The organism is Flavobacterium marginilacus (assembly GCF_026870155.1).
In the GTDB taxonomy this organism is placed as follows: Bacteria; Bacteroidota; Bacteroidia; order Flavobacteriales; family Flavobacteriaceae; genus Flavobacterium; species Flavobacterium marginilacus.
This window is the reverse complement of record NZ_CP113975.1, coordinates 2759980-2785032: the sequence shown is the minus strand read 5'-3', so window position 1 is coordinate 2785032 and position 25053 is coordinate 2759980. Positions and strand designations below refer to the sequence as shown.

Genomic DNA, 25053 nt, shown 5'->3' with positions numbered 1-25053 from the left:
TTACAATGGCTATTTTTTATGATAGCTGAGTTTTGAGGATATATCTTATTTCATGTTGTTTTTTTAATAAATAAGAAGCTGTACTCTGAGCCTTGTAAGGACTCAGAGTGTTTTTTGCTGCTTATTTTACTAAATACAAATAGCCGTCTTTTTTGATATTTTGAGTTTGGCCTACACCGTCAACGGTATCGTAGCTGATGATGTAAAAGTAGGTTCCGGTAGGTAAGCCTTCATTTTTATTGACAGTTGTTCTTCCTTCTGATCTGCCTCTAAAAGCATTGCCGGCATTATCATAATTTTCTCTTTCAAAAACCAAAATTCCCCAGCGGTTGTAGATTTCTACTTTGACGTTTTTGTAGCAGGCGTTATCTTCTAGGTTTTCGATCTGGAAGTAATCGTTTTTGCCGTCTTCATTAGCTGAAAGCGCATTATGAATAATGATATTTTTACATGGGAGTACTTTACAGTCATCATTGATGCCCATAGTAAGGAATATGCTTCTTGGACAGTTGCCGCCAATTTTGTATTCATATTTGTATTGACCAATAGGTATTCCGATTGCGTTTAGAAAATTGCTGGTTAGTCCTCCTGTATTATCGGTGTCAACCCAGCTTCCGTTAACTGCTGTGCCTTCAGGCAACAAGCTGTTCAAATCAATAGGGGTTGTGTCGGCATTACAAAATGCTGGACCGTTAATTGTAACAGGTTCAATTCCTGCAATATTGATTGTAATAGTTGATGTAGAGCAGTTTGTTGGATTTGCTGCTTCACAAATCTGATAGTCGAATGTATATTGCCCAGCAGCTACACCGTCTTTGAAGGAAATTGCGCCATTTGTATCTATATCAATGAATTGAGCCAAACTGGTTAGTAGTTTAAATTTTAAATCACTAATATTTGCAGGAGCACCATTGAGTAAATCATTGGTCAGCGCGTTTCGCACTTCATTGGCAATAGAACATTGAGTTACACTATAAGTATCTGGATTTGCTTTTATTACAAGCGGGATGTTGGTAACGTTAATAGTAACAATTGCAGTATCACAATTACCATTATCTGCTTTTTCACATATTTGATAGGTTAAAGTATAAATTCCGGTAGGAGTATTTGCTTTTATATCCACAGAACCGTCTGTGTTTAAGGTTATGCCTCCTTTTGGATCAGGAACCAAAACTGATAAGGTAACATCTGCTGGATTTAAGGCTAGAGTGTTTAACGTATCGTTTTTAAATACAGTTACAATGTTTTTAACACCAGTTAATCCTTCAAGTGTAGCAGCAGCGTCATCAGCAGCATTAATTGTAAATGTTGGTCTGGATGTACAGAATGGATCTGCCGGCGGATAACTTACTGTGATTGTCTGGCTTGGATTTAATGTAAATGTTATGTTGGCAGTTGGTCTAAGACCTTCAAAGCCATCAGCAGTTTCACTCCATTTTCCATCTGCAAAAACCCACCCAGGCCAGTCGGTGCCGTTTCCATTTTGATCTACTGTAGCTCCAGGCCATAATACTTTACCGTTTAATGGCAGATTAGTCATTGTTGCAATTACATTATTATTGCTGTCAGCCCAAGTTAATGTCAATCCATTTACTGGTGTGAAATTATCTGCGGTTGCTGTATAACTGAAGTAAGGAACATCATTGATACAGATTGCTTCACCGGATATTTTCATAATTGGAGCCTCTATAGTAACAGTTACAGTGGCAGTATCACAATTGGTGCTGTTTAATTTTTCACAAATTTGATAAGTCATTGTTTGTATACCGACAGGTGCATTCGCTAATACATCTATTGAACCGTCAGGATTCATCTGTAAGTATGGATTTGATGTTACACTTGTTAAAACTACATCAGTAGGATTTACAGCTAGTGCATTCAAAGTGTCATTTGTGAAAACGTTAATCACATTTGCTGTAATTTGATTAACACCTACAACAGTTCCAGCATTATCATCAACAGCATTAATTGGATTCGTATTTTCGATGACAACTGCATCGTCTGTAGCACTGACAGGAGTGTTATTTGGAGTCAGTCCATCAGCTGTGGCAACATTAGTAACGGAGCCTTTATTTAAATCCTCTTGTGTTACTGTGTAGTTTTGTGAATATTCAGAGCTTGCACCCGGTGCTAAAGCTTCAATAATTGTATCCAATCCTGTTAATGGATCTTTAACAGCTATCTGATGTAAAGTTACATTACCAGTATTTTTTATATTTATCGTATAGTTTATTACATTTCCAACAGCGCTGAAACTAGTGGTTGCCGCAGTTTTTACAACAGTTAATCCTGGATTAATACAAAAAGTAATTACATTAGGATTGTTATTGGTCGATAAGTTGCCAGATTGGTCGGTTACTGCTGCATTATTTGGTGCGGTACCATTAACTGTGGCCTGATTGGTAATAGTTCCAGTATCAATATCAGCTTGGGTTACACTATAAGTTGCTTTATAGATCCAAGTTTCGTTAACCTCTAAAATACTGTTACTGTTAGCATCACCGCTTTGTAGTGCAATTGCAGATAATCCGGCATGCATATCAATGACAGCTACATTGTGTAAACTTACATTCCCAGTATTAGTAACGGTAAAGGTGTAAGTCACTATACTGCCAACTGCTAGAGAAGCACAACCATTTTCACCAGCTGCAATATCATTGGTTTTAACTAAAGCAATGCCAGAATTAGTGCAGATAGTAATTACGTTAGGAGTATTGTTAGTGGGTAAATTACCAGATTGATCAGTTACTATTACATCATTTGGCGCAGTACCATTAACTGTGGCCAGATTGGTAATAGTTCCATTGTCAATATCAGCTTGGGTTACACTATAGGTTGCTTTATAGATCCAGGTTTCATTAACCTCTAAAATACTGTTATTGTTGATATCACCGCTTTGCATTGCAATGGCAGATAATCCGGCATGAGGGTCAACGACAGCTATATTGTGCAGACTTACATTACCTGGATTAGTCACGGTAAAGGTGTAAGTCACTACACTGCCAACTGCAAGAGTCGCGCATCCATTTTCTCCAACTGTAATATCATTGGTTTTAACTAAAGCGATACTAGGGTTGGTACAGATAGTAATTACATTAGGAGCATTATTACTGGATAAGTTACCAGATAAGTCAGTTACTGTAGTGTTATTAGGTGAAATACCATTAACTGAAGCTTGATTAATAATAGATCCGCTGTCAATATCAGCTTGGGTTACACTATAGGTTGCTTTATAAATCCATGTTTCGTTAACCTCTAAAATGCTGTTATTGTTAGTATCGCCGCTTTGCATTGCAATGGCAGATAATCCGGTGTGTGGATCAGCAACAGCTACATTGTGCAGACTTACATTTCCAGGATTAGTCACAGTAAAAGTATAAGTCACAACACTGCCGACTACCAAAGCTGCACATCCATTTTCTCCAGCTGTAATATCATTGGTTTTAACTAAAGCAACTTTAGGATTGGTACAAATTGGAATTACATTAGGAGCATTATTAGTTGACAAGTTACCAGATAGATCAGTTACTGTAGTGTTATTAGGCGTAAGACCATTAACAGTAGCTTGATTGGTAATAGTTCCAGTATCAATATCAGCTTGAGTTACACTATATGTAGCTTTATAGTTCCATATTTCGTTAACCTCTAAAATGTTATTATTGTTGGTATCGCCGCTTTGAATTGCAATGGCAGATAATCCGATATGCGGGTCAGCAACAACTACATTGTGTAAACTTACATTTCCAGGATTAGTCACTGTAAAAGTATAAGTTACTACACTGCCAACTGCTAGAACAGCACATCCATTTTCTCCAACAGTTATATCATTGGTTTTAACTAAAGCGATTTTAGGAGACTGAGTCAGCTGTGTAATAGTACAATCAGGACAATCTGTTTTAATTGGACAAGAAGTACATGGAGTAGGGTCAGAAGAAGTATCTGTTACAGGATTATTGTTTGGATCTTTGGCGGTTACAGTTGCCAAGTTGTAAACATAACCAGTGTCAATATCTCCCTGTGTTATGGTGTGTGAACCGGAGAATGCAGCTGAATCAGTAGCTCCAACTGCCAATACTGCTATTGGTCCGCCGGTAATCACTGCATTGTTATCAGTAACAGTAACATTAGTCAATGTCACGTTTCCAGTATTTTTAACTACAAAATTATAAGTAACTACGTCTCCAACATTTGTAATTCCATCATGATTACTATCTACATAAGTACCATCTTTGGTAATTGTAATTTCAGGGAATTGAATTAATAGTGTTTCAGTAGGAATGTCATTATCAATAGCAGTTCCAGATACATCTGTTACATTTTTATTTTCAGTATCTTTTCCTAAAGCTGTGGCAGAGTTTATTACTTTTCCAGCATTAATGTCATTCTGTGTCAATGTATAAGTACCGGTTACAGTATTGTTTGCAGCTCCTGCAGCAATTAAAGCTATTGGATTTCCGGTAATATTTATTGCACCAAGTAAAGGGTCACTGATAATTACATTTGTTACATCCACATTTCCTGTATTGGTTACTGTAAATGTGTAATTCACTTTTTCGCCAGCCTGTGCAAAGCCATCTCCATTGGTATCAATGAAAAGACCTTTTTTAACAAGGGCAATTCCAGATTCAGTAATAGTGTATTGTTTGTTTATTATACATCCTTTAGCATCTTTTATTTCCACAAAATAAGTGCCTTTTGGTAAATTACTTAAATCTTTTGTTGCAGCAAGATTTGACCAAGTATAAGTGTAAGGAGAAGTGCCTCCTATAACAGTCTGAGTGATAGAACCATTACTGCATCCTACGCAGTTATTGTTATTTATAATTACTGCGGAAGCGCTTAAACTAGCTGCTGGCTGAGTAATCGTTACCGCCTGATTTGTAGTACATCCGTTGGCGTCTTTTACAGTAATAGTATAAGAGCCAACTGTAAGTCCTCCGAAAGTACCGCTGGAAACAAATGTTGTTCCGTCTTTAGCATAAGTATAAGGCGAAGTTCCGTTGGCTCCGGCCACAGTTACACTGGCAGTACTGTCTCCAAAACAAAACACATTAGTCTGTGCAGTAATGGATGCTGTAAGTGCGGCCACTGGCTGAGTGATAGTCACAGCTTGAGTTGTAGTACAGCCATTAGCATCTTTTACTGTGATAGTGTAAGGGCCTGCTGTAAGACCGCTGAAAATACCGCTTCCGCTAAAGGTTGTTCCGTCTTTGGAATAGGTATAAGGAGAAGTTCCATTGGCTCCTGCCACAGTTACACTTGCACTACTGTTTCCGAAACAAAGCACGTTGGTCTGTGCAGTGATTGATGCAGTAAGCCCAGCTGCAGGCTGAGTAATAGCCACGGCTTGTGTTGTAATACATCCGTTAGCATCTTTTACAGTAATAGTATAGGGGCCTGCAGCAAGACCGCTGAAAGTACCGCTTCCGCTAAAGGTTGTTCCGTCTTTGGAATAGGTATAAGGTGAAGTTCCGTTAGCACCAGCTATTGTTACACTTGCAGTACTGTTGCCGAAGCAAAGAACATTGGTCTGTGCAGTAATGGATGCTGTAAGTGCGGCCACTGGCTGGGTGATACTTACGGCTTGAGTTGTGATACATCCATTGGCATCTTTTACAGTAATAGTATAAGGACCTGCTGTAAGACCATTGAAAGTACCGCCGGAAACAAAGATTGTTCCGTTTTTTGAATAGGTGTAAGGAGAAGTTCCATTGGCTCCTGTCACAGTTACACTTGCAGTACTGTTTCCGAAACAAAGAACATTAGTCTGAGCTGTTATAGATGCAGTAAGCGCTGCTGCTGGCTGAGTAATCGTTACTGATTGATTTGTAATACATCCATTGGCGTCTTTTACAGTGATAGTATAAGAACCTGCTGTAAGACCGCTGAAAGTACCGCTTCCGCTAAAGGTTGTTCCATCTTTGGAATAAGCATAAGGCGAAGTTCCATTGGATCCAGCTACAGTTACACTGGCAGTACTATTTCCGAAGCAAAGCACATTAGTCTGTGCAGTGATGGATGCTGTAAGCGCTGCAGCTGGCTGTGTGATAGTCACTGCCTGAGTTGTAGTACATCCATTAGCATCTTTTACAGTAATAGTATAAGGGCCGGCTGTAAGACTACTGAAAATACCGCTTCCGCTAAAGGTTATTCCATCTTTGGAATAGGTATAAGGTGAAGTTCCATTGGCTCCTGCCACAGTTACACTTGCAGTACTGTTTCCAAAGCAAAGCACATTAGTCTGTGCAGTGATGGATGCTGTAAGTGCCGCATCTGGCTGTGTGATAGTCACTGCCTGAGTTGTGGTACAGCCATTGGCATCTTTTACTGTGATAGTATAAGAACCGGCTGAAAGACCGTTGAAAGTACCGCTTCCGCTAAAGGTTATTCCGTCTTTAGCATAAGTATAAGGAGAAGTTCCATTGGCTCCAGCTACAGTCACGCTTGCAGTACTGTTTCCGAAACAAAGAACATTGGTCTGTGCAGTGATTGATGCAGTAAGCCCAGCTGTAGGCTGAGTAATAGCCACGGCTTGTGTTGTAATACATCCGTTAGCATCTTTTACAGTAATAGTATAAGGACCTGAAGTAAGACCGCTGAAAGTACCGCTGGAAACAAATGTTGTTCCATCTTTAGCATAAGTATAAGGCGAAGTTCCATTGGCTCCTGCTACTGTTACGCTCGCAGTACTGTTTCCGAAGCAAAGCACATCGGTTTGTGAGGTAATGGATGCGGTAAGTGCAGCTACAGGCTGTGTAATAGTTACGGCTTGAGTTGTAGTACATCCGTTAGCATCTTTTACAGTAATAGTATAAGGACCGGCTGAAAGACCGTTGAAAGTACCGCTTCCGCTAAAGGTTATTCCATCTTTAGCATAAGTATAAGGAGAAGTTCCATTGGCTCCTGCTACTGTTACGCTCGCAGTGCTGTTGCCGAAACAAAGAACATTAGTCTGTGCAGTGATCGATGCAGTAAGCGCCGCATCTGGCTGTGTGATAGTCACTGGCTGAGTTGTGGTACATCCGTTGGCATCTTTTACGGTAATAGTATAAGGACCTGCAGTAAGACCGCTGAATACACCGCTGGAAACAAATGTTGTTCCATCTTTAGCATAAGTATAAGGCGAAGTTCCATTGGCTCCTGCTACTGTTACACTTGCAGTACTGTTGCCGAAACAAAGCACATTAGTCTGTGCAGTGATGGATGCTGTAAGCCCAGCTGCCGGCTGAGTAATTGTTACGGCCTGAGTTGTGGTACATCCGCTGGCATCTTTTACAGTGATAGTATAAGAACCTGCAGTAAGACTGCTGAAAGTACCATTTCCGCTAAATGTAATTCCGTCTTTAGCATAAGTATAAGGAGAAGTTCCATTGGCTCCTGCTACAGTTACACTTGCAGTACTATTTCCGAAGCAAAGCACATTGGTCTGTGCAGTGATGGATGCTGTAAGTGTGGCTGTTGGCTGTGTAATAGTCACGGCCTGAGTTGTAGTGCAACCGTTGGCATCTTTTACTGTAATAGTATAAGAACCGGCAGTAAGACCGCTGAATACACCACTTGAAACAAAAGTTGTTCCGTCTTTAGCATAAGTATAAGGTCCAGTTCCGTTGGCTCCTGCTACTGTTACGCTCGCAGTGCTGTTGCCGAAGCAAAGCACATTGGTCTGTGCAGTAATGGAAGCAGTAAGTGCCGCTGCTGGCTGAGTAATAGTTACGGCCTGAGTTGTAGTACATCCGTTAGCATCTTTTACAGTAATAGTATAAGGACCTGCTGAAAGACCACTGAATACACCGCTTGCTACAAAAGTTGTTCCGTCTTTAGCATAAGTATATGGCCCAGTTCCGTTGGCACCTTCAATAGTTACACTTCCAGTGTTATTTCCAAAACAAAGCACATTGGTCTGTGCGGTAATAGATGCTGCAAGCGCAGTTGCTGGCTGAATAAGAGTTACTGTCAGTTCTTGAGAAGGACAATTATTTGCGCCTTTTACAATTACTTTATATACTCCAGCTTTTAAACCTGTCTGATCTTCTGCTGTTGCATTAACTCCTGTTCCTGTCCAGGCATATGTGTATGGAGCGCCGCCACCGCCTGCAGGAGTAATGTTTATTGCGCCGGTAGAAGCATTATTACACAAAACATCAGTTTGTGTAAAAGTTACAGTCGCAGCTTGTGAGACTGTTACTGTGGCCTCACTTGTTACAATATTACTGCCGCTGCATAAACCGGAATTTGAAAAAACAGCTCTGTATTTAGTGGTGGCAGTTAAATTTGTGGCTGTCAAAGTTGTTGTAGTATTGGCTATTGGTGACCAAACTGTAAACGGGCTTACTGAAGACTGCCATTGGACAATTGAAGAACCGCTTGCAAGACCGCTGACTGTTAAAACGGTGCTGTTTGTTCCAGAGCATACTGTAGCATTAGGACTAACAGAACCTTTTAAAGGAATTCCAAATGTCAAAGCTGTATTGATACATCTGCTTGAACTGGCTGAGTTACCGCTAACTGATGATAATTTGGAGATAGTAATTACACCAGGGGTATTTATATCACAAATATTATAATTAAAAGCTCCAAATGGAATATTAAATTCTAAAAAAGTACCAGAACCAGGACTGCAGATATTGCCGCTATAAGCAGCAAGTCCATTATTGACAGGAAGCGGTGTTAAAACATTTCCTGCTCCTGAATATAAATTAAAAGTAGAAGCATTTGAATTAATTTCAAGAATATAATCGGCACCGGCTACAGTCAATGAGCCTCCAAAAGAATCCGTGGTTAATCCTGTTGAAGCGTTGCTGTCTGTATCTAAATATAGTCTGAAAAGAGCTGCACCTCCATTACCAATATTCATACCAAGTCGTAATACCTGATTACCGGTATCTACTTTAGCATGAATCGTCCCAATTTGACAGGTAGATGAAGGACTGGCGCTTAATACCTGATTAAAAACTACACCTGTACCATATTCATCTCCTGAAGCTCCAGGGGCAGGACAGTAATTACCATCAGCAATATTTTGTCCATACGTGCTGCTGACAGTTACTAATAAACAGAATGAAATAGATAGTAGTGATTTTATCGAAAAAGTAAAAAATGTTTTCATTTTGGATTATTTTAAGGTTAATAACCTAAATAGATATGAGAAAAAATCTAAGTAATTATTCTATAGGGAATCAAATAGCACCCCACACCAAATGAGTAATTACTTTAAAGCATTACAATCAGTTAGCAAAAAGAATGAATTTATTTGTACAGAATCAATACATTGAGATGTACAATGTGCAGTATGTTTCTTCTGGAGGAGCGCCTTTTATTTTTCTATTTTGATCTGTCTGGAGCAGAATAAAAACAATTTTTCCAGAAGGATTCTCAATATTAAAGACAGATAGAATTGTATATGAAATTTCTAATAGGAGCGGGTAGACTTTTTTTTCAAAAAAAAGCGATGGGACTTGGATTGTTTTCTGAATACTATTCGAAAAAAAATCTTGTAATTGATTTAGAGTAGTTTTGAGTATCATGTTTTTGATTTTTGGGTAAATTAGTAATTGGAAATTGAGTTTTATAATCTGTATCAATTATCAGAAAGCAGTGCTTAACAGATAGTGATTGTGGTATTTTATCTTTTGAGTTTTGATTTAATCTGAAGAAGAAATCAAGTAAAATATTATTATGTAAAAAATATTATTAGACGGTTAATCCGATGCAAATGAATAGTTATAGGTTTCTTGATCCAATTTTGATTCGTATTTTTAGGACTAAATCAAAATTCCAATGTGCTTGAAATAAGTAAAAACAGATATACTTTTTAAATTCAGCTTTGATTCAGATTTTGGAACTAAATCAAAACTCCAATGTGCATGAAACAAGTAAAAACAGATATACTTTTTAAAATTCTATTTTGATTTATATCTGGGAACTAAATCAAAATTCCAGTGGTGCCTAAAACAAGTAAAAAACAGATATACTTTTTTATCCTTTTTTGATTCAGATTTGGAAACTAAATCAAAATTTTATCTCAAATGAAATCAATAAAGCTGAAGTGAGCTTTTTTGATTCTATTTTGGCTGTGATTTGGGAGTTTAACCCAAATTTGCTATTTGCTAATTATTAATAATCAACATAAAATCCAAGTCCTTTTTTGTGATATTGATTTTTTTTTAGGAAAAAAAATAATACTATATCATCAAATTGTTTACCAAATTTAATAAGAATGTTTTCATTACAATATCTTTTTCTTTGAAAGGCTGAAATAATCGTTGAATAGTTATGTCTGTAAGAAATTATATTTGAAAAACTGATTATATTTTTAGAATATCGTAAGTAAATTGTTAATTATTTTTGAATAATATAAAAAAGTGTATGAAAAACACGAATAATTCAAAAGTAATCTCTCTGGTAAAATCCTACAAAGCCAAAATATTTAATTTAACACACTATTGATAAAATCAATAAGATTTTTTTTAATTTATATAGTGCTTAAATTATTTGCGTATAATTTGAAATAAAATTCAATAAATAAAAACTCTGATTAACTAATGGTTTTAATAAAAGACAAGATTGTATGAAAAATTTCAAGTTTAAAAGATTTTAATATATTTAGTGAATTAGTTTATTGTTTTTTTTAGCAAATTTTAGATGGACAAATTCTTATTTAGTGATTTTAGTCTTAAGCGTTTAAGAACTTTCTTGTGGTTAAATCAACAGATGACTCTTAAAAAGTTTGTAATTTCAAATGAAAATTTAAGTTTAATATTCTAAACTTTTTTGTAAATTGTAAGTCCTTAATGATTTTGTAAACTGATTTAACTGCAAATCCTTTATTTTAGTATAAATAATTTATTTTCTAAAATTCATTTTATGCGACGGATTTTGGGTATTGCTCTTGTCATTAGTGTTTAAGAAATAATATTTTAACGTATGAAAAATCTAATTTTAATTCGGCATGCAAAATCCAGTTGGGAGGCACCTTTACATGATAAAGACAGACCTCTGACTTCGCAGGGAATGAAAAGTGCGCATTTGGTTTCGTCACATGTTAGCAAATTTTTGCCAAAAACATATACTATATGGAGCAGTACTGCTGAGAGGGCAGTAGAAACAGCAATGATTTTTGCTCAAAATATAAATTATCCATTGGAAAGCATTATTTACAAAGATGACTTATATACTTTCGATGAAAGAAAATTAGAAAAGATCATTAAACTTGAAAGCAATGGAAATGATAACATAATAATATTTGGGCATAACGAGGCTATTACGAATTTTGTTAATAAATTTGGTGATGTATACATTGATAATGTACCTACAGCCGGATTTGTTCACATAGAATTCAATAGTGAAAGCTGGGATTCTATTAATAAAGGCAAGACAAAAAAAACAGTATTTCCCCGAGATTTAAAATAAATAAAAAAGTGTTTGAACAAAGATATATTGATAGAGAAAAAAGCTGGTTAGCTTTTAACGCTAGAGTACTTCAAGAAGCTGCAGATGATTCAGTTCCATTATTAGACAGGTTGCGATTTTTAGGGATATTTTCAAATAATCTGGATGAATTTTTTAGAGTTAGATTTGCTGCTATCAGACGATTAAGTCTGAGCGGCATATCTGGAGAAAAATATTTTGGAGGAGTAACTGCACAGCAGTTAATTAAGGATATAACCAAAATTGTTATACAGCAGCAGTCCGAAAGTTTAAGGATACTTAATAATATCGAAGAACGGCTGGAAACTGAAAATATATTTATTATCCATGAAAATGATATAAATAGTGAGCAAGAAGCTTTTTTGAAAGAATTTTTTATACAAAAGTTAAGCCCCGAACTTGTTACGATTATTTTAAATGATTTAGCAGAATTTCCTATTTTGAAAGATTCATTAGGATATCTGGCTGTAAAACTCGTGATGAAAAAAAATCAGGAAGTACGTTACGCCATTATTGAAATTCCTAAAATGGTTAACCGTTTTGTTGTACTGCCTTCGAGTAATGAAAAGCAATATGTTATTTTAATTGATGATGTCATTAGAATGCATTTGAGCAGTATCTTCAATATTTTTAATTATGAAAGCGTTTCAGCTCATATGATAAAAATAACAAGAGATGCACAGTTAGACATTGACAGTGATTTGAGCAAAAGTATGCTTGAAAAAATATCTTCGAGTGTTAAGGATAGAAGGATAGGAGAGCCGGTGCGTTTTATTTACGATCAGGAAATAAGCAGGGATACCCTTAAATTTTTTCTTGAAAAAATGAATATTGATTCTACCGATAGTATTATTCCCGGTGGAAGATATCACAACAGGAGAGATTATATGGATTTTCCTAATCTTGGAAGATTTGATTTGTTATATAAAAAAAATGATCCTCTTCCAGTACCTGGACTAAGTCTTGAAGGAAGTATTTTAAGCAAAATTGCTGAGAAAGATTATCTATTGAATGCTCCATATCAGTCGTTCTCTTATTTAATTAAATTTTTGCGCGAGGCAGCTTTAGATCCAAAAGTAAGTTCTATAAAAATTACATTATACCGATTAGCAAAAAATTCCCAGATTATCAGCTCATTAATTAACGCTGCTAAAAATGGAAAGAAAGTAATTGTCCAGATCGAATTGCAGGCCCGCTTTGATGAAGCTTCAAATATTTCCTATGCAGAGCAGATGCAGACCGAAGGCATAGAACTTATATTTGGAATAAAAGGGTTAAAAGTTCACAGTAAAGTCTGCGTTATTGAAAGACATGAAAAAAATAAAATCAAAAGGTACGGCTTTATTTCGACTGGAAATTTTAATGAATCTACTGCCAAGATTTATACCGATGTGACACTTTTTACATGTCATCCCCAAATTTTGAAAGACATATCTAAAATATTTGATTTTTTTGATACTAATTATAAAGTGCAGCGTTATAAACACCTTATTGTTTCACCGCAGTACACTAGAAACCGTTTTATCAAATTAATAGACAGGGAAATTGCTCATGCTTTGGCCGGAAGAAAAACGTACATGAAATTAAAAATGAACAGCCTGTCCGACTTAGCTATGATTGATAAATTGTATGAAGCAGGCAATGCCGGAGTAAAAATCCAGTTAGAGGTAAGAGGTATCTGTTCATTAATTCCTGGAATTAAAGGATTGAGTGAAAATATTGAAGCTATCAGTATAGTTGATAACTATTTAGAGCATTCAAGAGTTTATATTTTTGGAAATGCCGGATTTACGGATGTTTATATTTCATCTGCTGATATAATGACCCGAAATATTGACGCCAGAGTAGAAGTAACCTGCCCTATTTATGATCAGGACATAAAAAATGAACTGATTGATAATTTTGATATTGGGTGGAAAGGAAATGTAAAAGCCAGATTTCATTCTTATAAATTGGATAATAAATATAGAGTGAGGGGTGATAATCCAATTTTTAGGGCACAATGGGAAACCTACAAATATTACCAGAGAAAAGCTGAATTGATTGAAGAACTGAAAGAAGATTAAAAAAACGAAACCTACAGAATTAAATCGCATCCTAGAGAATATGATTAAAATTAAAAAATATGCTGCTATTGATATTGGATCGAATGCCATGCGTTTATTGATTGCCAATATTGTAGAAGAAGATGATAAAGACCCGCAGTTTAATAAAAGTTCATTAGTCCGTGTTCCTATCCGTTTGGGTCAGGATGCTTTTACAGTAGGAGAAATTTCTCCTGAGAATATTGACCGAATGGTCGATGCGATGAAAGCTTTCAATTTATTAATGAAAGTACATAAAGTAGAACGTTATATGGCATTTGCTACATCAGCTATGCGTGAGGCTTATAACGCCAAAGAAGTAGTCGCTCTGATAAAAAAGAAGGCAGACATCAAAATAGAAATTATTGACGGCAAAAAAGAAGCGGCGATAATTGCTTCAACCGATTTACATCATTTATTAAAAACAGACGAAACGTATCTGTTTGTAGATGTTGGAGGCGGAAGTACCGAATTTACTTTGTTTTCAAATGGTAAAATGGTGAATTCAAGATCATTCAAAGCAGGAACTGTTAGGCTGCTGAATGAAATGGTCTGTGATGTTGTCTGGGAAGAAATAGAAAAATGGATTAAGCAGAACACCGCCGATTATGAAGAAGTTACTTTGATAGGATCTGGTGGTAATATTAATAAATTATTTAAAATGTCAGGCAAACTACAGGAAAAACCTTTGTCATACATTTATATGAATTCCCAATATGCTTATTTGAATTCCTTGACTTATGAGCAAAGAATTTCCCAGTTAGGGCTTAATCCAGACAGGGCAGACGTTATTGTTCCGGCTACCCGAATTTATCTAAATGCAATGAAATGGAGTGGAGCAAGACAGATTTATGTTCCAAAAATTGGACTTTCTGATGGTATTGTGAAAGCTATGTATTATGGTAAAATTTAATTGAAAAATAGAACAGAATTAATCTAAGATGATAGAAATTTTTCAATATTTATTTCAATTAAATCCAGAAGAATGTCAGCTGTTAAATAGTTTAATCACTTACAGAAAAATTAAAAAATCAGATTATTTAATTTCTGAAAATCAGGTCTGTAATGAAATTGTATTCGTAAAATCCGGAATTATGCGCTCTTTTTTTATCAATTCAAAAGGAGATGAAATAACCAACTGTTTCACTTTTGAGAATGAATTCATGACTGCTTTTTCGAGTTTTATTACACAAAATCCAACAGATGAAAACATTCAGGCGATTACTGACTGCGAATTGGAAGTAATTGATAAAACGGCTGTCGAAAAACTTTTTAGTTCTAGTTTTAGATGGGCTGATATCGGCAGAAAGATAGCCGAAAATGAAGTTGTCAATCTGCATAACCGAATTTCATCACTGCAAAAAAGATCTTCAATAGAACGATACGAAGCATTGTTTATAAATCATCAGAAGTACATTCAATACATTCCATTGATTTATTTAGCATCATACTTAGGAGTTTCAACAAGACATTTAAGCAGAATAAGACAGACTGCTGTATTTTAAGACATTTGTCCTGTTTTAAGAAAATTACTTAGAATATTTTTGATAAAAAATAATTTTATGAAAAATATCCTGATAATAAACGGGCATCCTAATACTGCCAGTTATAATTTTGCTTTAGCGGAATCCTATAAAAACGGCGCTTTGGAAGCAAAAGCAAATATTGAAACCATTTTTATTGCAGATTTAAAGTTCAATCCAAATTTAGCTTACGGCTATCAAAAAAGAATAGATTTAGAACCCGATTTAATTGAGGCTTGGGAAAAAATTAAAAAAGCCGATCATTTGGTATGGATTCATCCTGTCTGGTGGGGCGGTCTTCCTGCAATTACCAAAGGCTTTATTGATAGGCTTTTTTTGCCTGGAATGGCTTTTCAATACCGTGAAAATTCGGTTTGGTGGGATAAATTATTGAAAGGAAAAACGGCACATATCATTACTACACTTGATCAGCCGAGCTGGTATTATTATTTATTCAATTCAAAACCAAGTGTCAATCAATTAAAAAAAGCAGTATTAGAATTTTGCGGGGTAAAACCTGTAAAAGTAACTTATGTCGGCATAATTAAAAGTTCTGATGAAAAACAGCGTGAAAAATGGATGCGTAAAATTTTTCAATTGGGATCACAGCTCAAATAATGTAATAATTTAAAAAGGCTCAAACTAATGTGAGTTTTGAGCCTTTTTATATATTAAGAAGCAACAGGTTTTAATAATAATGTCTTGAGCCATAGCCCGACAAACAAAGCGAAGAGCAGCAATACTGCAAACAAATAAAAAATTGAAATATCAGCAGTCAAGCCTAATAGCAGCGGACCAGCAAATCCAGCCGCAGACCAAGCGGTCAATGTGTAACCAAGTATCTGACCGTATTTTTCAGCACCAAAAATGCTTTTTACAAAAGAAGGCATAGTAGCAAAACCTGCGCCATAACCCGCAATAATAATAAAAGTTAATGTTTGAAACGAAATTTGACTGCTTGAAAAAGTTGGTATTAATGCGAAACAGATTGCATTGATTCCGATAAAAAACATAAAAGCTGCCCAACAGCCAATTTTATCTGAAATACTTGACCAAAATAAACGTCCAATTCCATTAAACAAACCTATAATTGCAACAAAAATAGTTGCTTGTGCAGTACTCATTCCAACAACTTCTTCTCCTAAAACAGCCGCTTTTGAGATTATGGCAATGCCACCGCAAACGTTCAGGAATAATAATAACCAAAGTGCGATAAAACGCCTGTCTGTCACTATTTGTTTTGGAGTCAAATCGATATGTGCATGCTGATTTTCATCGGAGCTTATTGGATTTGCCAAATATAAAGCACTCAAAAGCATGCAAATTCCATAACCGATTCCTAAAACAGTAAATGCTCCTGAAAGGCCCATTGAAGCATATAAAGGCCCAATTAAAAAAGAAGCCAATAAAGATCCCAATGCAAATGACATAATAATAATTCCCGAAGCCAATCCCGGACGGTCTGGAAACCATTTTACAACTGTGTAAACAGGTGCAATATATCCAAATCCCAAACCAATGCCTTGTAAAACTCCGTAAGTAAGGTAAAATAAACTCATAGAATTTATTTTGACCGCTAAGGCACCTCCTAGTAATCCTATAGTTAAAAACAAAGCTGCAATTAATCCTGATTTCATTGGGCCAATTTTTTGGGCAAATTTCCCCATGAAAGCAGCCGTTAATCCTAAGAAACAAATGGCAAGACTGAATCCTGTTTTGGTATCGTGAGCATCCCAGTTTAATTCTTTGGTTAAAGGTTCAATCCATTTGCTGTAAGCGTAAATAGATCCTATGGATAACTGCATAATCATTCCTGCCAATACTATCAAATATTTATTTTTTGACATAATTGTATAATTTTTTATTGTAAAAAATTGTCTTGAATTTTTATTTAACTTTTACATTTTTGAAGTACAGCCTGAATATTTCAGCAGCTTTATTTACTTCTTCAGCTGTGTGCGGTTTTGTATCTGCTAACTGATATTCTAAGCCTAATAACTCCCACTTGCTTTTTCCCATTTGATGGAAAGGAATGATTTCTACTTTTTCGATTGTTTTATAAGAAGTAAAATATTGTCCCCATTCATGAAGATATTCCTCCTGATCGCTCCAGCCTGGTACTAAAACGTAGCGCAGCCACATGGGTTTTCCAGTACTTTCTCTATATTCGGCTAATCGGAGAGTTGTTTTGTTTTTTACACCAGTCAGCTTTTTATGACATTCTTTATTGATGTGTTTGACATCCAATAGCAGTAAATCGGTTCTTTCGAGTAATTGTTCTGTTTTAGAGTCTAGTACTCTTCCATTAGAATCCAGACAGGTATGAATTCCGTTTTCGTGCAGACGGTCAAAAAAATGAATTAATTTTTCTCTCTGCAGTAAAGGTTCGCCTCCAGAAACTGTAATACCTCCTTTTTTGCCAAAATAAGTTTTTTGATGCAGCGCTTTTTCAACTAGTTCTTCAATAGGCAGAAAAGAACCGCCATGAATATCCAGAGTGTCAGGGTTTTGACAATACAGGCATCTGAACTGGCATCCCTGAACAAAAATGACCATTCGAATTCCAGGGCCGTCATGAGTTCCAAATGTTTCAATAGAATGGATTCGCAGTAGGTCAGGATTATGAGCGTCTATTGAATCGTCTGTATATTGTTGCTGTGGAAAATACATTCTGTAAAAGATTAAAAAAAACCTGCCTAAACTGAACTTGATCAGCTCTTTTTAGACAGGTTAATGTGGTTCAATTTAAATCTATAATTAATTTGGTTAATTTATAAACTTTCGTGAAAAGTTCTGGTAATAACTTCAAGCTGATGTGCTTTAGATAATCGAACGAAGTTTACGGCATATCCAGAAACTCTTATTGTTAACTGAGGGTAATTTTCAGGATGGTTGTAAGCATCAATTAATGTTTCTTTGTTAAGGACATTCACATTCAAGTGATGTGCATTACGGCCGAAGTAACTGTTTAAAATCGTTGTCAGATTATCTACCTGTTCTTCTTTATCGGAACCCAGAGATTTTGGAACCATTGTAAATGTATATGAAATACCATCCTGAGCATCCTGATATTTTAATTTACTAACTGAGTTCAAAGAAGCAATAGCTCCATTTGTATCTCTGCCGTGCATTGGGTTTGCTCCTGGTGCAAAAGCTTCGCCGCCTTTGCGTCCGTCTGGTGTTGAACCAGTATTGGAACCATACATCACATTTGATGTAATAGTCAATAAAGACAGGGTAGGAGTTGCATTTTTGTAAGCAGTATGTTTTCTCAATTCAGTAATAAATATAGTAGTGATTTCCTGTGCGATACTGTCTACTCGGTCATCATCATTTCCGAATTTTGGAAAATCTCCTTCGATATTGAAATCTACAGTTAATCCGATGTCGTTTCTAACAGGAGTTACTTTAGCATATTTGATAGCAGATAAGGAATCGGCAATAATTGAAATTCCAGCTGCACCATAAGCAATATCAATATTTGGGTCACTATCAATCAAAGCCATCTGTGCTCTTTCATAATAGTATTTGTCATGCATATAATGAATGATATACATTGATTTTGCATAAACTCTTGCTACTTCTGCCAGTGTAGTTTTAAATATGTTCATAACTGAATCATAATCAAGAACACCATCAGCCATTTGAGGGATGTTTTTAATAACAACAGATCCTTTATCTTCCTCGCGTCCGCCGTTTAAAGCCATAAGCAGTGCTTTTGGTAAATTTGCACGAGCTCCAAAATGCTGGATTGTTTTACCAATTTTTTGATATGAAACACAGCATGCAATTCCATAATCATCAGATCCTCTGTTGGTACGCATTAAATCATCATTCTCATACTGAAGAGAAGAAGTGTCGATAGAAACTTTGGCACAAAAATCTTTAAAGCCCTGTGGCAGGCTTTGAGACCAAAGAATAGTCAGGTTTGGTTCAGGAGAAGCTCCTAAATTATATAAAGTCTGTAAGAATCTAAAAGAAGTTTTGGTAACTTTTGTTCTTCCATCGTTAAGCTGTCCGCCGATAGCTTCGGTTACCCAAGTTGGATCTCCTCCAAAAATTTCATCATAGGCACCTGGACGCAAATGGCGCACCAAACGGAGTTTCATAACGAACTGGTCAATAAATTCCTGAGCTTCTTCCTCATTTATTAAACCTGATTTCAAATCATTTTCGATATAAATATCCAAAAATGATGAAACATTACCCAAAGACATTGCAGCGCCGTCTTGTTCTTTTACCGCACTTAAATAAGCTAAATATGTAAATTGAACAGCTTCTTTTGCATTTACAGCAGGTACAGAAATATCAATGCCGTATGAATTGGCCATGATTTTCATATCCTGTAAAGCATTTATCTGCTCCGTGATTTCTTCTCTAAGACGTACTTTATGATCTGTCATTTCACCTGCAACAGCAGTAAAATCCTCTTTCTTAGCTTCGATAAGACGGTCTACGCCATAAAGTGCTACTCTTCTAAAATCACCAATGATTCTTCCTCTTGCATAATTATCAGGCAATCCTGTTAATAAGTGTTTTGAGCGGTATGCTCTAATTTCACTGTCATAAGCACTAAATACTGCTTGATTATGATCTTTAGCATAATTGAATATTTTAACTACTTCATCAGAAACTGTCAAACCTCTTTCTGCAACTGCAGACTGTACTAATTTGATTCCTCCGAAAGGTTTCATCGCTCTTTTTAATAACTGGTCAGTCTGAAGACCTACAATTACTTCATTGTCTTTATCAATATAACCAGGACCGAATGAGGTAAGATTAGAGATGATATTAGTATCAATAGCTAAACAGCCGTTTTTCTTTCTTTCTTCAAGTAAATTTTCTTTACAAACATCCCATAGCTTATTAGTCTTTTCAGACGGACCGGCTAAGAAACTTTGATCACCTTCATACGGAGAAATATTTTGCAATACAAAATCATAAACATCAATTGCATTATTCCAATTCCCTGTTTTAAAATTTGTTGTTTCAATCGTACTTTTCATTTTATAGAAATTATTTAGTTAACGTGTGTTGATTTATAAAACTGTTTTTATACTAGTAAATTTAAGCAAATTTCAGGCTATTTGGAAGCTGATGTTTATTTTTAGATAATAATTAAAGTATTTACTGCTAACTAGTTATTTGTTTATAAATTTCTTTATTTTGATGACTATTCTTTATAGCTATTACGTTATAGAGAAAACTTATCTGATTATTTTTTAATCAGTTAAAGATTGTTAAATTTTAGATACCTGAATAAATTTATTCTTATGTATGTAAAGAATAACTAATAATATAATGTATAATGATTTTTACAAAATGCTTTCCCTTGATTTTTTTTGTTCTTTAATTATCCAATAACCGTCTGTGATAATTAATCTGACCCAAATGATAAGCTAAATGTGTTGTGAGGTGAATTAATAAATACTCAGCAGAAGTTTTATTTTCGAAAACCAGATAGGGATGTTCATGTTTTAAATCTTCATCTAAAAGCTGATCGAGTGTATTATTAATCATTACAATTGCAGCGTCGATTTGAGCAATGAGCGTGCTTTTCGGAACAAATTTATTAGAAAATTCTAAGTCTCTGTTTCTAATGTAATTTGTATTCCCAATTTGGGCGCCTATATAAGTATTCAGATTACCTATTAAATGCAAACAAAGGTTGCCTCCGGAATTTGATATTAATTTTTCAATGTGCCATATTTTACCCTCATCGGAGTAGGAATCAATTTCTAATTTAAGCCTATTGAGATCCCGATTAAATAATGTTCGTAAAATTTCTATAGTCATTAGGATTGTTTTTTGATATAGTTTTTTAATGAAGAAACAGCCTGATTTTGAATCTGTTTTTGCATGAAACCAGTCCATCCCAATAAAAAACCTTTGAAACCAAAAGCTTGTTTAGACCATTTCCAAATGTCAAAATAATCAGTATGTTTAATAATTAAACCATCATGAAACTGAAATTGTGCATGAACTAGATTGACTATTTTTCGATTTGTTTTACTGAAATTATAAGTAGCAATCCATTTTGCTGTTCCAGCAAATTCATCAGCAGTAATATCAGAAAATTCTATTTTTATGTTTCCTTTGCTTTTTTCCAAAAGCATTTTCCACATTTGGCACGCATCATTTCTTCTCAATATGCCAAAAGCTGGATCTTGAAACTGAATGTCAGGGTGGTAGCATTCACGCATTGTCTGAGCATCAGCATTAGCGAAAGCAGAATAAAATTTATGAATTAATTGTTCGTTGCTATTCATTTTTAATAAAGTTAGAGAGTAAAAATAGTGATTTTTTTACAAAAAAAAGAGACTGTATAGTAGAACAGCCTCCTTTCATTTGAAAGAATTTAAATTCAGTACCTTTCCTTCTTTAAGTATTATGATGTAATCAATTCAATTCTTCGGTTTTTAGCTCTGCCCGAAGCTGTTTTATTACTGGTAATTTACTGTCGCCAAACCCTAAAGCAGTCAGCCTGATATCAGGTATTCCTTGGGTTATTAAATGGTTTTTTACAAATTCTGTCCGCTTTTGTTATAGATTTATATTACAACAGACATCACCGCCTGCTTGTCAGTGTTTCCGCCAATTTGCAGAATTGCTGCATTATGGTTACATATGTAAATGCTAAGTTCTATTGATTAGAATGATTTCTTTTAATTTGGTGTATTATTTATATAATATTCAACAGCAGGTTTGGATCTGGACAATTTTCCAGATAATAAGACAATTTGCTTTTGCTGCAGACACCTGGATAATCTCCAGACTTGCCGTCAATATCTTTTATAATCTGAAAATGAAGATGAGGAGCATAATTTCCATTTACTTCTGAGTTTCCTAGCATAGCTAACTGCTGTCCTTTTGCAAAAAAATCACCTTTTTTAATTGATTTAATACTTTCTAATGTCAAATGACCGTATAAAGTATAAAAAACATAATCCTCTAATTGATGTTCCAGTATAATTGTTGGCCCATAATCGCCAAGATTATTGTTGTTTTGAAAACTATGTACTTTTCCATCCAATGCAGCCAATACAGAAGTTCCGTCTTCAATCCACAAATCCATACCAATGTGAATATTACGTTCTTCAGTTGTTAAATCATTAAAAACAGTACTTCTTTTGTACAAATTGCGAACTTCGTTATAACCTCCATAAGCAGCTTTGGCATTATTACTGATTAAAATTTGGTTAATATATTCTTGAAGCTCAAACGCATTTGATACATTCAATTGATCAAGATCAGTATTGGATGGAGACAGATCTAAAGGCGTATACTGAGAGTAGGGGATTGAGCTGTCAATTACTTTAATGTCTTTTAAATCTAAAAATAATGTTTCTAAGGATTTCATTGCAAAATGTAATAAGTTGGAATAAAAAAATCCCAACCTGTTAGATTGGGATTAAAATATAATTTTTGATTTTAATATAAAGAAGGAAATTTTGAAGGATTAGCTTCGTTCATCATTTCATATACCTTTTCATAAATATCTTCAGCAGAAGGTTTTGAAAAATAATCACCATCTGTTCCGTAGGCTGGTCTGTGAGCTTTGGCAGTCAAAGTCTGCGGTTTACTGTCAAGATGAATATAAGCATTTTGATCTTCAATTATCTGCTGTAGAATAAATGCAGCGGCTCCTCCTGGCACATCTTCATCAATTATTAATAAGCGATTTGTTTTTTCAATACTTTTTACAATGTCATGATTAATATCAAATGGAAGTAGTGACTGCAGGTCGATAATCTCACAGTCAATTCCTGCTTCGAACAATTCTTTGGTAGCCTGCTCAACTAATCGCAGAGTTGAACCATAAGAAACAAGCGTTATATCAGTTCCAGTTCTTAAAGTTTCAACAACACCTATTGGAGTTTTGAATTCACCGTAATTTAAAGGAGCTTTTTCTTTTAAACGATAACCATTCAAGCATTCGATTACTAATGCAGGTTCATCGCTTTCTAATAATGAATTATAAAAACCGGCAGCCTGCGTCATGTTTCTTGGAACCAATACATGAATTCCTCTGACGGCGTTTATTATCATTCCCATTGGAGAACCAGAATGCCAGATACCTTCTAAACGATGACCGCGGGTACGGATAATCAAAGGAGCTTTTTGTCTGCCTACCGTTCTGTATTGCAATGTTGCTAAATCATCGCTCATAATCTGAATAGCATACAGCAGGTAATCCAAATATTGAATTTCGGCAATAGGGCGTAAACCTCTCAATGCCATTCCAATTCCTTGTCCTACAATTGTAGCTTCACGGATTCCAGTGTCGGCAACACGTAATTCTCCGTATTTTTCCTGCATGCCTTCAAGTCCTTGGTTTACATCGCCAATATTGCCGGCATCTTCACCAAAAATCAATGCTTCAGGATATTTTGAAAAGAGAGCGTCAAAATTATCTCTCAAAATCATTCTTCCGTCAGTATCTGCAGCAGCATTACTTGGATATTCAGGTAAAACTTTTTTTACCGAAAACACATTTTTGTCTGATTCCGAAAGTAAATGACTGCTAAACTTTGGCTGTGTTGTATTGATATAATTAGTAATCCAATTTGATAATTCTGCTTTGTCACTTTCATTTATGATTAAACGAAGTGATTTTCGGGCAATTATCATTATTTCCTTTTTTAAAGGGGATTTAATATTTTTTAAATTTGATATGTTTTTTAGAATTTCATCCTTTTTTGCGCAAACTTCTGAAGCTCTTTCTAAAATGGCAATTAATTCATTTTTCTCTTCAATAATAGGATTTATAAAAGCATTCCAAGCTGTTTTTTTACCTTCAAAAACTTCTTTTTTTGCATCCAGATCAATGGCATCCAGCTCTTCAGGAGAAGCAATATTGATGGCAATCATCCATAATTTCATTTGACGGATACAGTCAAATTCTTTTTCCCATGCTAATCGGGAGGCACTTTTATATCTTTCGTGCGAGCCAGAACTTGAATGTCCTTGAGGCTGTGTTAATTGATTTACGTGGATTAAAACCGGAACATGGCTTTCACGTGCTATTTCGGCAGCTTTTTCATAAGTTGCAATCAGGTCTACATAATCCCAGCCTTTAACGGTTAATATTTCAAAACCATTGGTGCCTTCTTCTTTTTGGTACCCTTTTAATATTTCAGATATATTTTCTTTAGTAGTCTGATGTTTTGCATGTACCGAAATACCGTATTCATCATCCCAGATACTCATTACCATTGGCACCTGAAGTACGCCGGCAGCGTTTATGGTTTCAAAAAAAAGACCTTCAGATGTACTGGCGTTTCCTATAGTTCCCCAAGCGATTTCGTTTCCTTCTATAGAGAATTGGTCAGCATTTGGAATATTAGGCACATTTCTATAAATTTTTGAAGCTTGTGCTAGTCCAAGCAGTCTTGGCATTTGTCCAGCAGTCGGAGAAATATCTGCGCTGGAATTTTTTTGCTGCGTTAGGTTTTTCCAGGATCCGTCTTCATTTAAGCTGTGAGTTACAAAATGTCCTCCCATTTGCCTTCCTGCAGACATTGGTTCCAAATCAATATCTGTATGTCCATATAAACCGGCAAAAAACTGTTCAATAGTTAATTCACCAATTGCCATCATAAAAGTCTGATCACGATAATAACCAGAACGGAAATCACCATTTTTAAAGCATTTTGCCATGGCTAGCTGCGGTACTTCTTTGCCATCTCCAAAAATACCAAACTTGGCTTTTCCAGTTAATACTTCTTTACGCCCTAATAAACTGCATTCCCGGCTTATAATGGCGACTTTATAATCATTTAATACTTCAGTTTTGAAATCTTCAAATGTTAAACCAATATCGACTTTTTCTGTAATCATAATTAAGAAGTATAACTTTAATGCGGCAAATTTAATTAAAACTATCTAGATAGCATTGTGCAATTCTGTATTTTTATATTTTTTTGGCAAATAATTTTTAGTAAAACGAATGTATTTTTATTAAAAAAATAATTTTACCTAAATTTTTCAAACAATAATTCAATATTTTAAAGTTTTTA

General features: G+C 35.2%; 13 protein-coding genes. 5 read left to right on the top strand and 8 right to left on the bottom strand.

Annotation, left to right across the window (positions count from 1 at the left end):
* Positions 1-121: 121 nt before the first annotated feature.
* Positions 122-9106, bottom strand: coding sequence for a DUF7507 domain-containing protein (locus OZP07_RS11970; protein ID WP_281635254.1), 8985 nt, complete (start codon positions 9104-9106; stop codon positions 122-124).
* A gap of 1817 nt (positions 9107-10923) precedes the next feature.
* Between OZP07_RS11970 and OZP07_RS11965 the strand changes: the two genes are divergently transcribed.
* From OZP07_RS11965 to OZP07_RS11945, 5 genes are read left to right on the top strand one after another with little or no spacing between them, the layout of a single operon-like run.
* On the top strand, positions 10924-11409 hold the full coding sequence (locus tag OZP07_RS11965) for a SixA phosphatase family protein (protein WP_281635253.1): 486 nt from the start codon (positions 10924-10926) through the stop codon (positions 11407-11409).
* An 8-nt stretch (positions 11410-11417) separates the two neighbouring features.
* The gene (gene ppk1, locus OZP07_RS11960; RefSeq protein WP_281635252.1) at positions 11418-13493 is read left to right on the top strand and encodes a polyphosphate kinase 1; all 2076 of its coding nucleotides are present in this window, start codon (positions 11418-11420) and stop codon (positions 13491-13493) included.
* Between the two features lie 40 nt (positions 13494-13533).
* Positions 13534-14424: a Ppx/GppA phosphatase family protein gene (locus OZP07_RS11955; RefSeq protein ID WP_281635251.1), complete on the top strand. Its 891-nt coding sequence runs from the start codon at positions 13534-13536 to the stop codon at positions 14422-14424.
* Positions 14425-14452: 28 nt separating this feature from the next.
* The gene (locus OZP07_RS11950) at positions 14453-15016 is read left to right on the top strand and encodes a Crp/Fnr family transcriptional regulator (RefSeq protein ID WP_194640558.1); all 564 of its coding nucleotides are present in this window, start codon (positions 14453-14455) and stop codon (positions 15014-15016) included.
* Between the two features lie 57 nt (positions 15017-15073).
* Positions 15074-15652 (top strand): NAD(P)H-dependent oxidoreductase, encoded by a 579-nt coding sequence (locus tag OZP07_RS11945; RefSeq protein ID WP_281635250.1) that lies wholly within the window; start codon positions 15074-15076, stop codon positions 15650-15652.
* A 53-nt stretch (positions 15653-15705) separates the two neighbouring features.
* On the opposite strand, the gene OZP07_RS11940 is transcribed toward OZP07_RS11945, so the two are convergent.
* The 7 genes from OZP07_RS11940 to OZP07_RS11910 form a co-directional block, all read right to left on the bottom strand.
* Positions 15706-16881: an OFA family MFS transporter gene (locus OZP07_RS11940; protein WP_281635249.1), complete on the bottom strand. Its 1176-nt coding sequence runs from the start codon at positions 16879-16881 to the stop codon at positions 15706-15708.
* Between the two features lie 40 nt (positions 16882-16921).
* Entirely contained in the window at positions 16922-17704 is a 783-nt protein-coding gene (pflA, locus tag OZP07_RS11935; RefSeq protein ID WP_281635248.1) for a pyruvate formate-lyase-activating protein, read from the bottom strand.
* Positions 17705-17805: 101 nt separating this feature from the next.
* Positions 17806-20040, bottom strand: coding sequence for a formate C-acetyltransferase (gene pflB, locus OZP07_RS11930; protein ID WP_281635247.1), 2235 nt, complete (start codon positions 20038-20040; stop codon positions 17806-17808).
* Between the two features lie 343 nt (positions 20041-20383).
* Positions 20384-20830: a DinB family protein gene (locus OZP07_RS11925; protein WP_194640563.1), complete on the bottom strand. Its 447-nt coding sequence runs from the start codon at positions 20828-20830 to the stop codon at positions 20384-20386.
* Positions 20830-21303: a nuclear transport factor 2 family protein gene (locus OZP07_RS11920; RefSeq protein WP_194640564.1), complete on the bottom strand. Its 474-nt coding sequence runs from the start codon at positions 21301-21303 to the stop codon at positions 20830-20832. Before OZP07_RS11920 ends, OZP07_RS11925 begins: the two co-directional genes overlap by 1 nt.
* Positions 21304-21716: 413 nt before the next feature.
* Complete coding sequence (locus tag OZP07_RS11915; protein WP_281635246.1) at positions 21717-22394, bottom strand: peptidoglycan DD-metalloendopeptidase family protein; 678 nt, start codon at positions 22392-22394, stop codon at positions 21717-21719.
* Positions 22395-22465: 71 nt separating this feature from the next.
* Entirely contained in the window at positions 22466-24874 is a 2409-nt protein-coding gene (locus OZP07_RS11910) for an alpha-ketoacid dehydrogenase subunit alpha/beta (protein WP_281635245.1), read from the bottom strand.
* Between the last annotated feature and the right edge of the window lie 179 nt (positions 24875-25053).

What these genes read in the sequence shown, in the direction of transcription:
- OZP07_RS11940 (WP_281635249.1), bottom strand. Translation starts at nt 16,881, where the DNA reads ATGTCAAAAAATAAATATTTGATAGTATTGGCAGGAATGATTATGCAG.
- OZP07_RS11965 (WP_281635253.1), top strand. Translation starts at nt 10,924, where the DNA reads ATGAAAAATCTAATTTTAATTCGGCATGCAAAATCCAGTTGGGAGGCA.
- OZP07_RS11955 (WP_281635251.1), top strand. Translation starts at nt 13,534, where the DNA reads ATGATTAAAATTAAAAAATATGCTGCTATTGATATTGGATCGAATGCC.
- pflA (WP_281635248.1), bottom strand. Translation starts at nt 17,704, where the DNA reads ATGTATTTTCCACAGCAACAATATACAGACGATTCAATAGACGCTCAT.
- OZP07_RS11950 (WP_194640558.1), top strand. Translation starts at nt 14,453, where the DNA reads ATGATAGAAATTTTTCAATATTTATTTCAATTAAATCCAGAAGAATGT.
- OZP07_RS11920 (WP_194640564.1), bottom strand. Translation starts at nt 21,303, where the DNA reads ATGAATAGCAACGAACAATTAATTCATAAATTTTATTCTGCTTTCGCT.
- pflB (WP_281635247.1), bottom strand. Translation starts at nt 20,040, where the DNA reads ATGAAAAGTACGATTGAAACAACAAATTTTAAAACAGGGAATTGGAAT.
- OZP07_RS11910 (WP_281635245.1), bottom strand. Translation starts at nt 24,874, where the DNA reads ATGATTACAGAAAAAGTCGATATTGGTTTAACATTTGAAGATTTCAAA.
- OZP07_RS11970 (WP_281635254.1), bottom strand. Translation starts at nt 9,106, where the DNA reads ATGAAAACATTTTTTACTTTTTCGATAAAATCACTACTATCTATTTCA.
- OZP07_RS11945 (WP_281635250.1), top strand. Translation starts at nt 15,074, where the DNA reads ATGAAAAATATCCTGATAATAAACGGGCATCCTAATACTGCCAGTTAT.
- OZP07_RS11915 (WP_281635246.1), bottom strand. Translation starts at nt 22,394, where the DNA reads ATGAAATCCTTAGAAACATTATTTTTAGATTTAAAAGACATTAAAGTA.
- OZP07_RS11925 (WP_194640563.1), bottom strand. Translation starts at nt 20,830, where the DNA reads ATGACTATAGAAATTTTACGAACATTATTTAATCGGGATCTCAATAGG.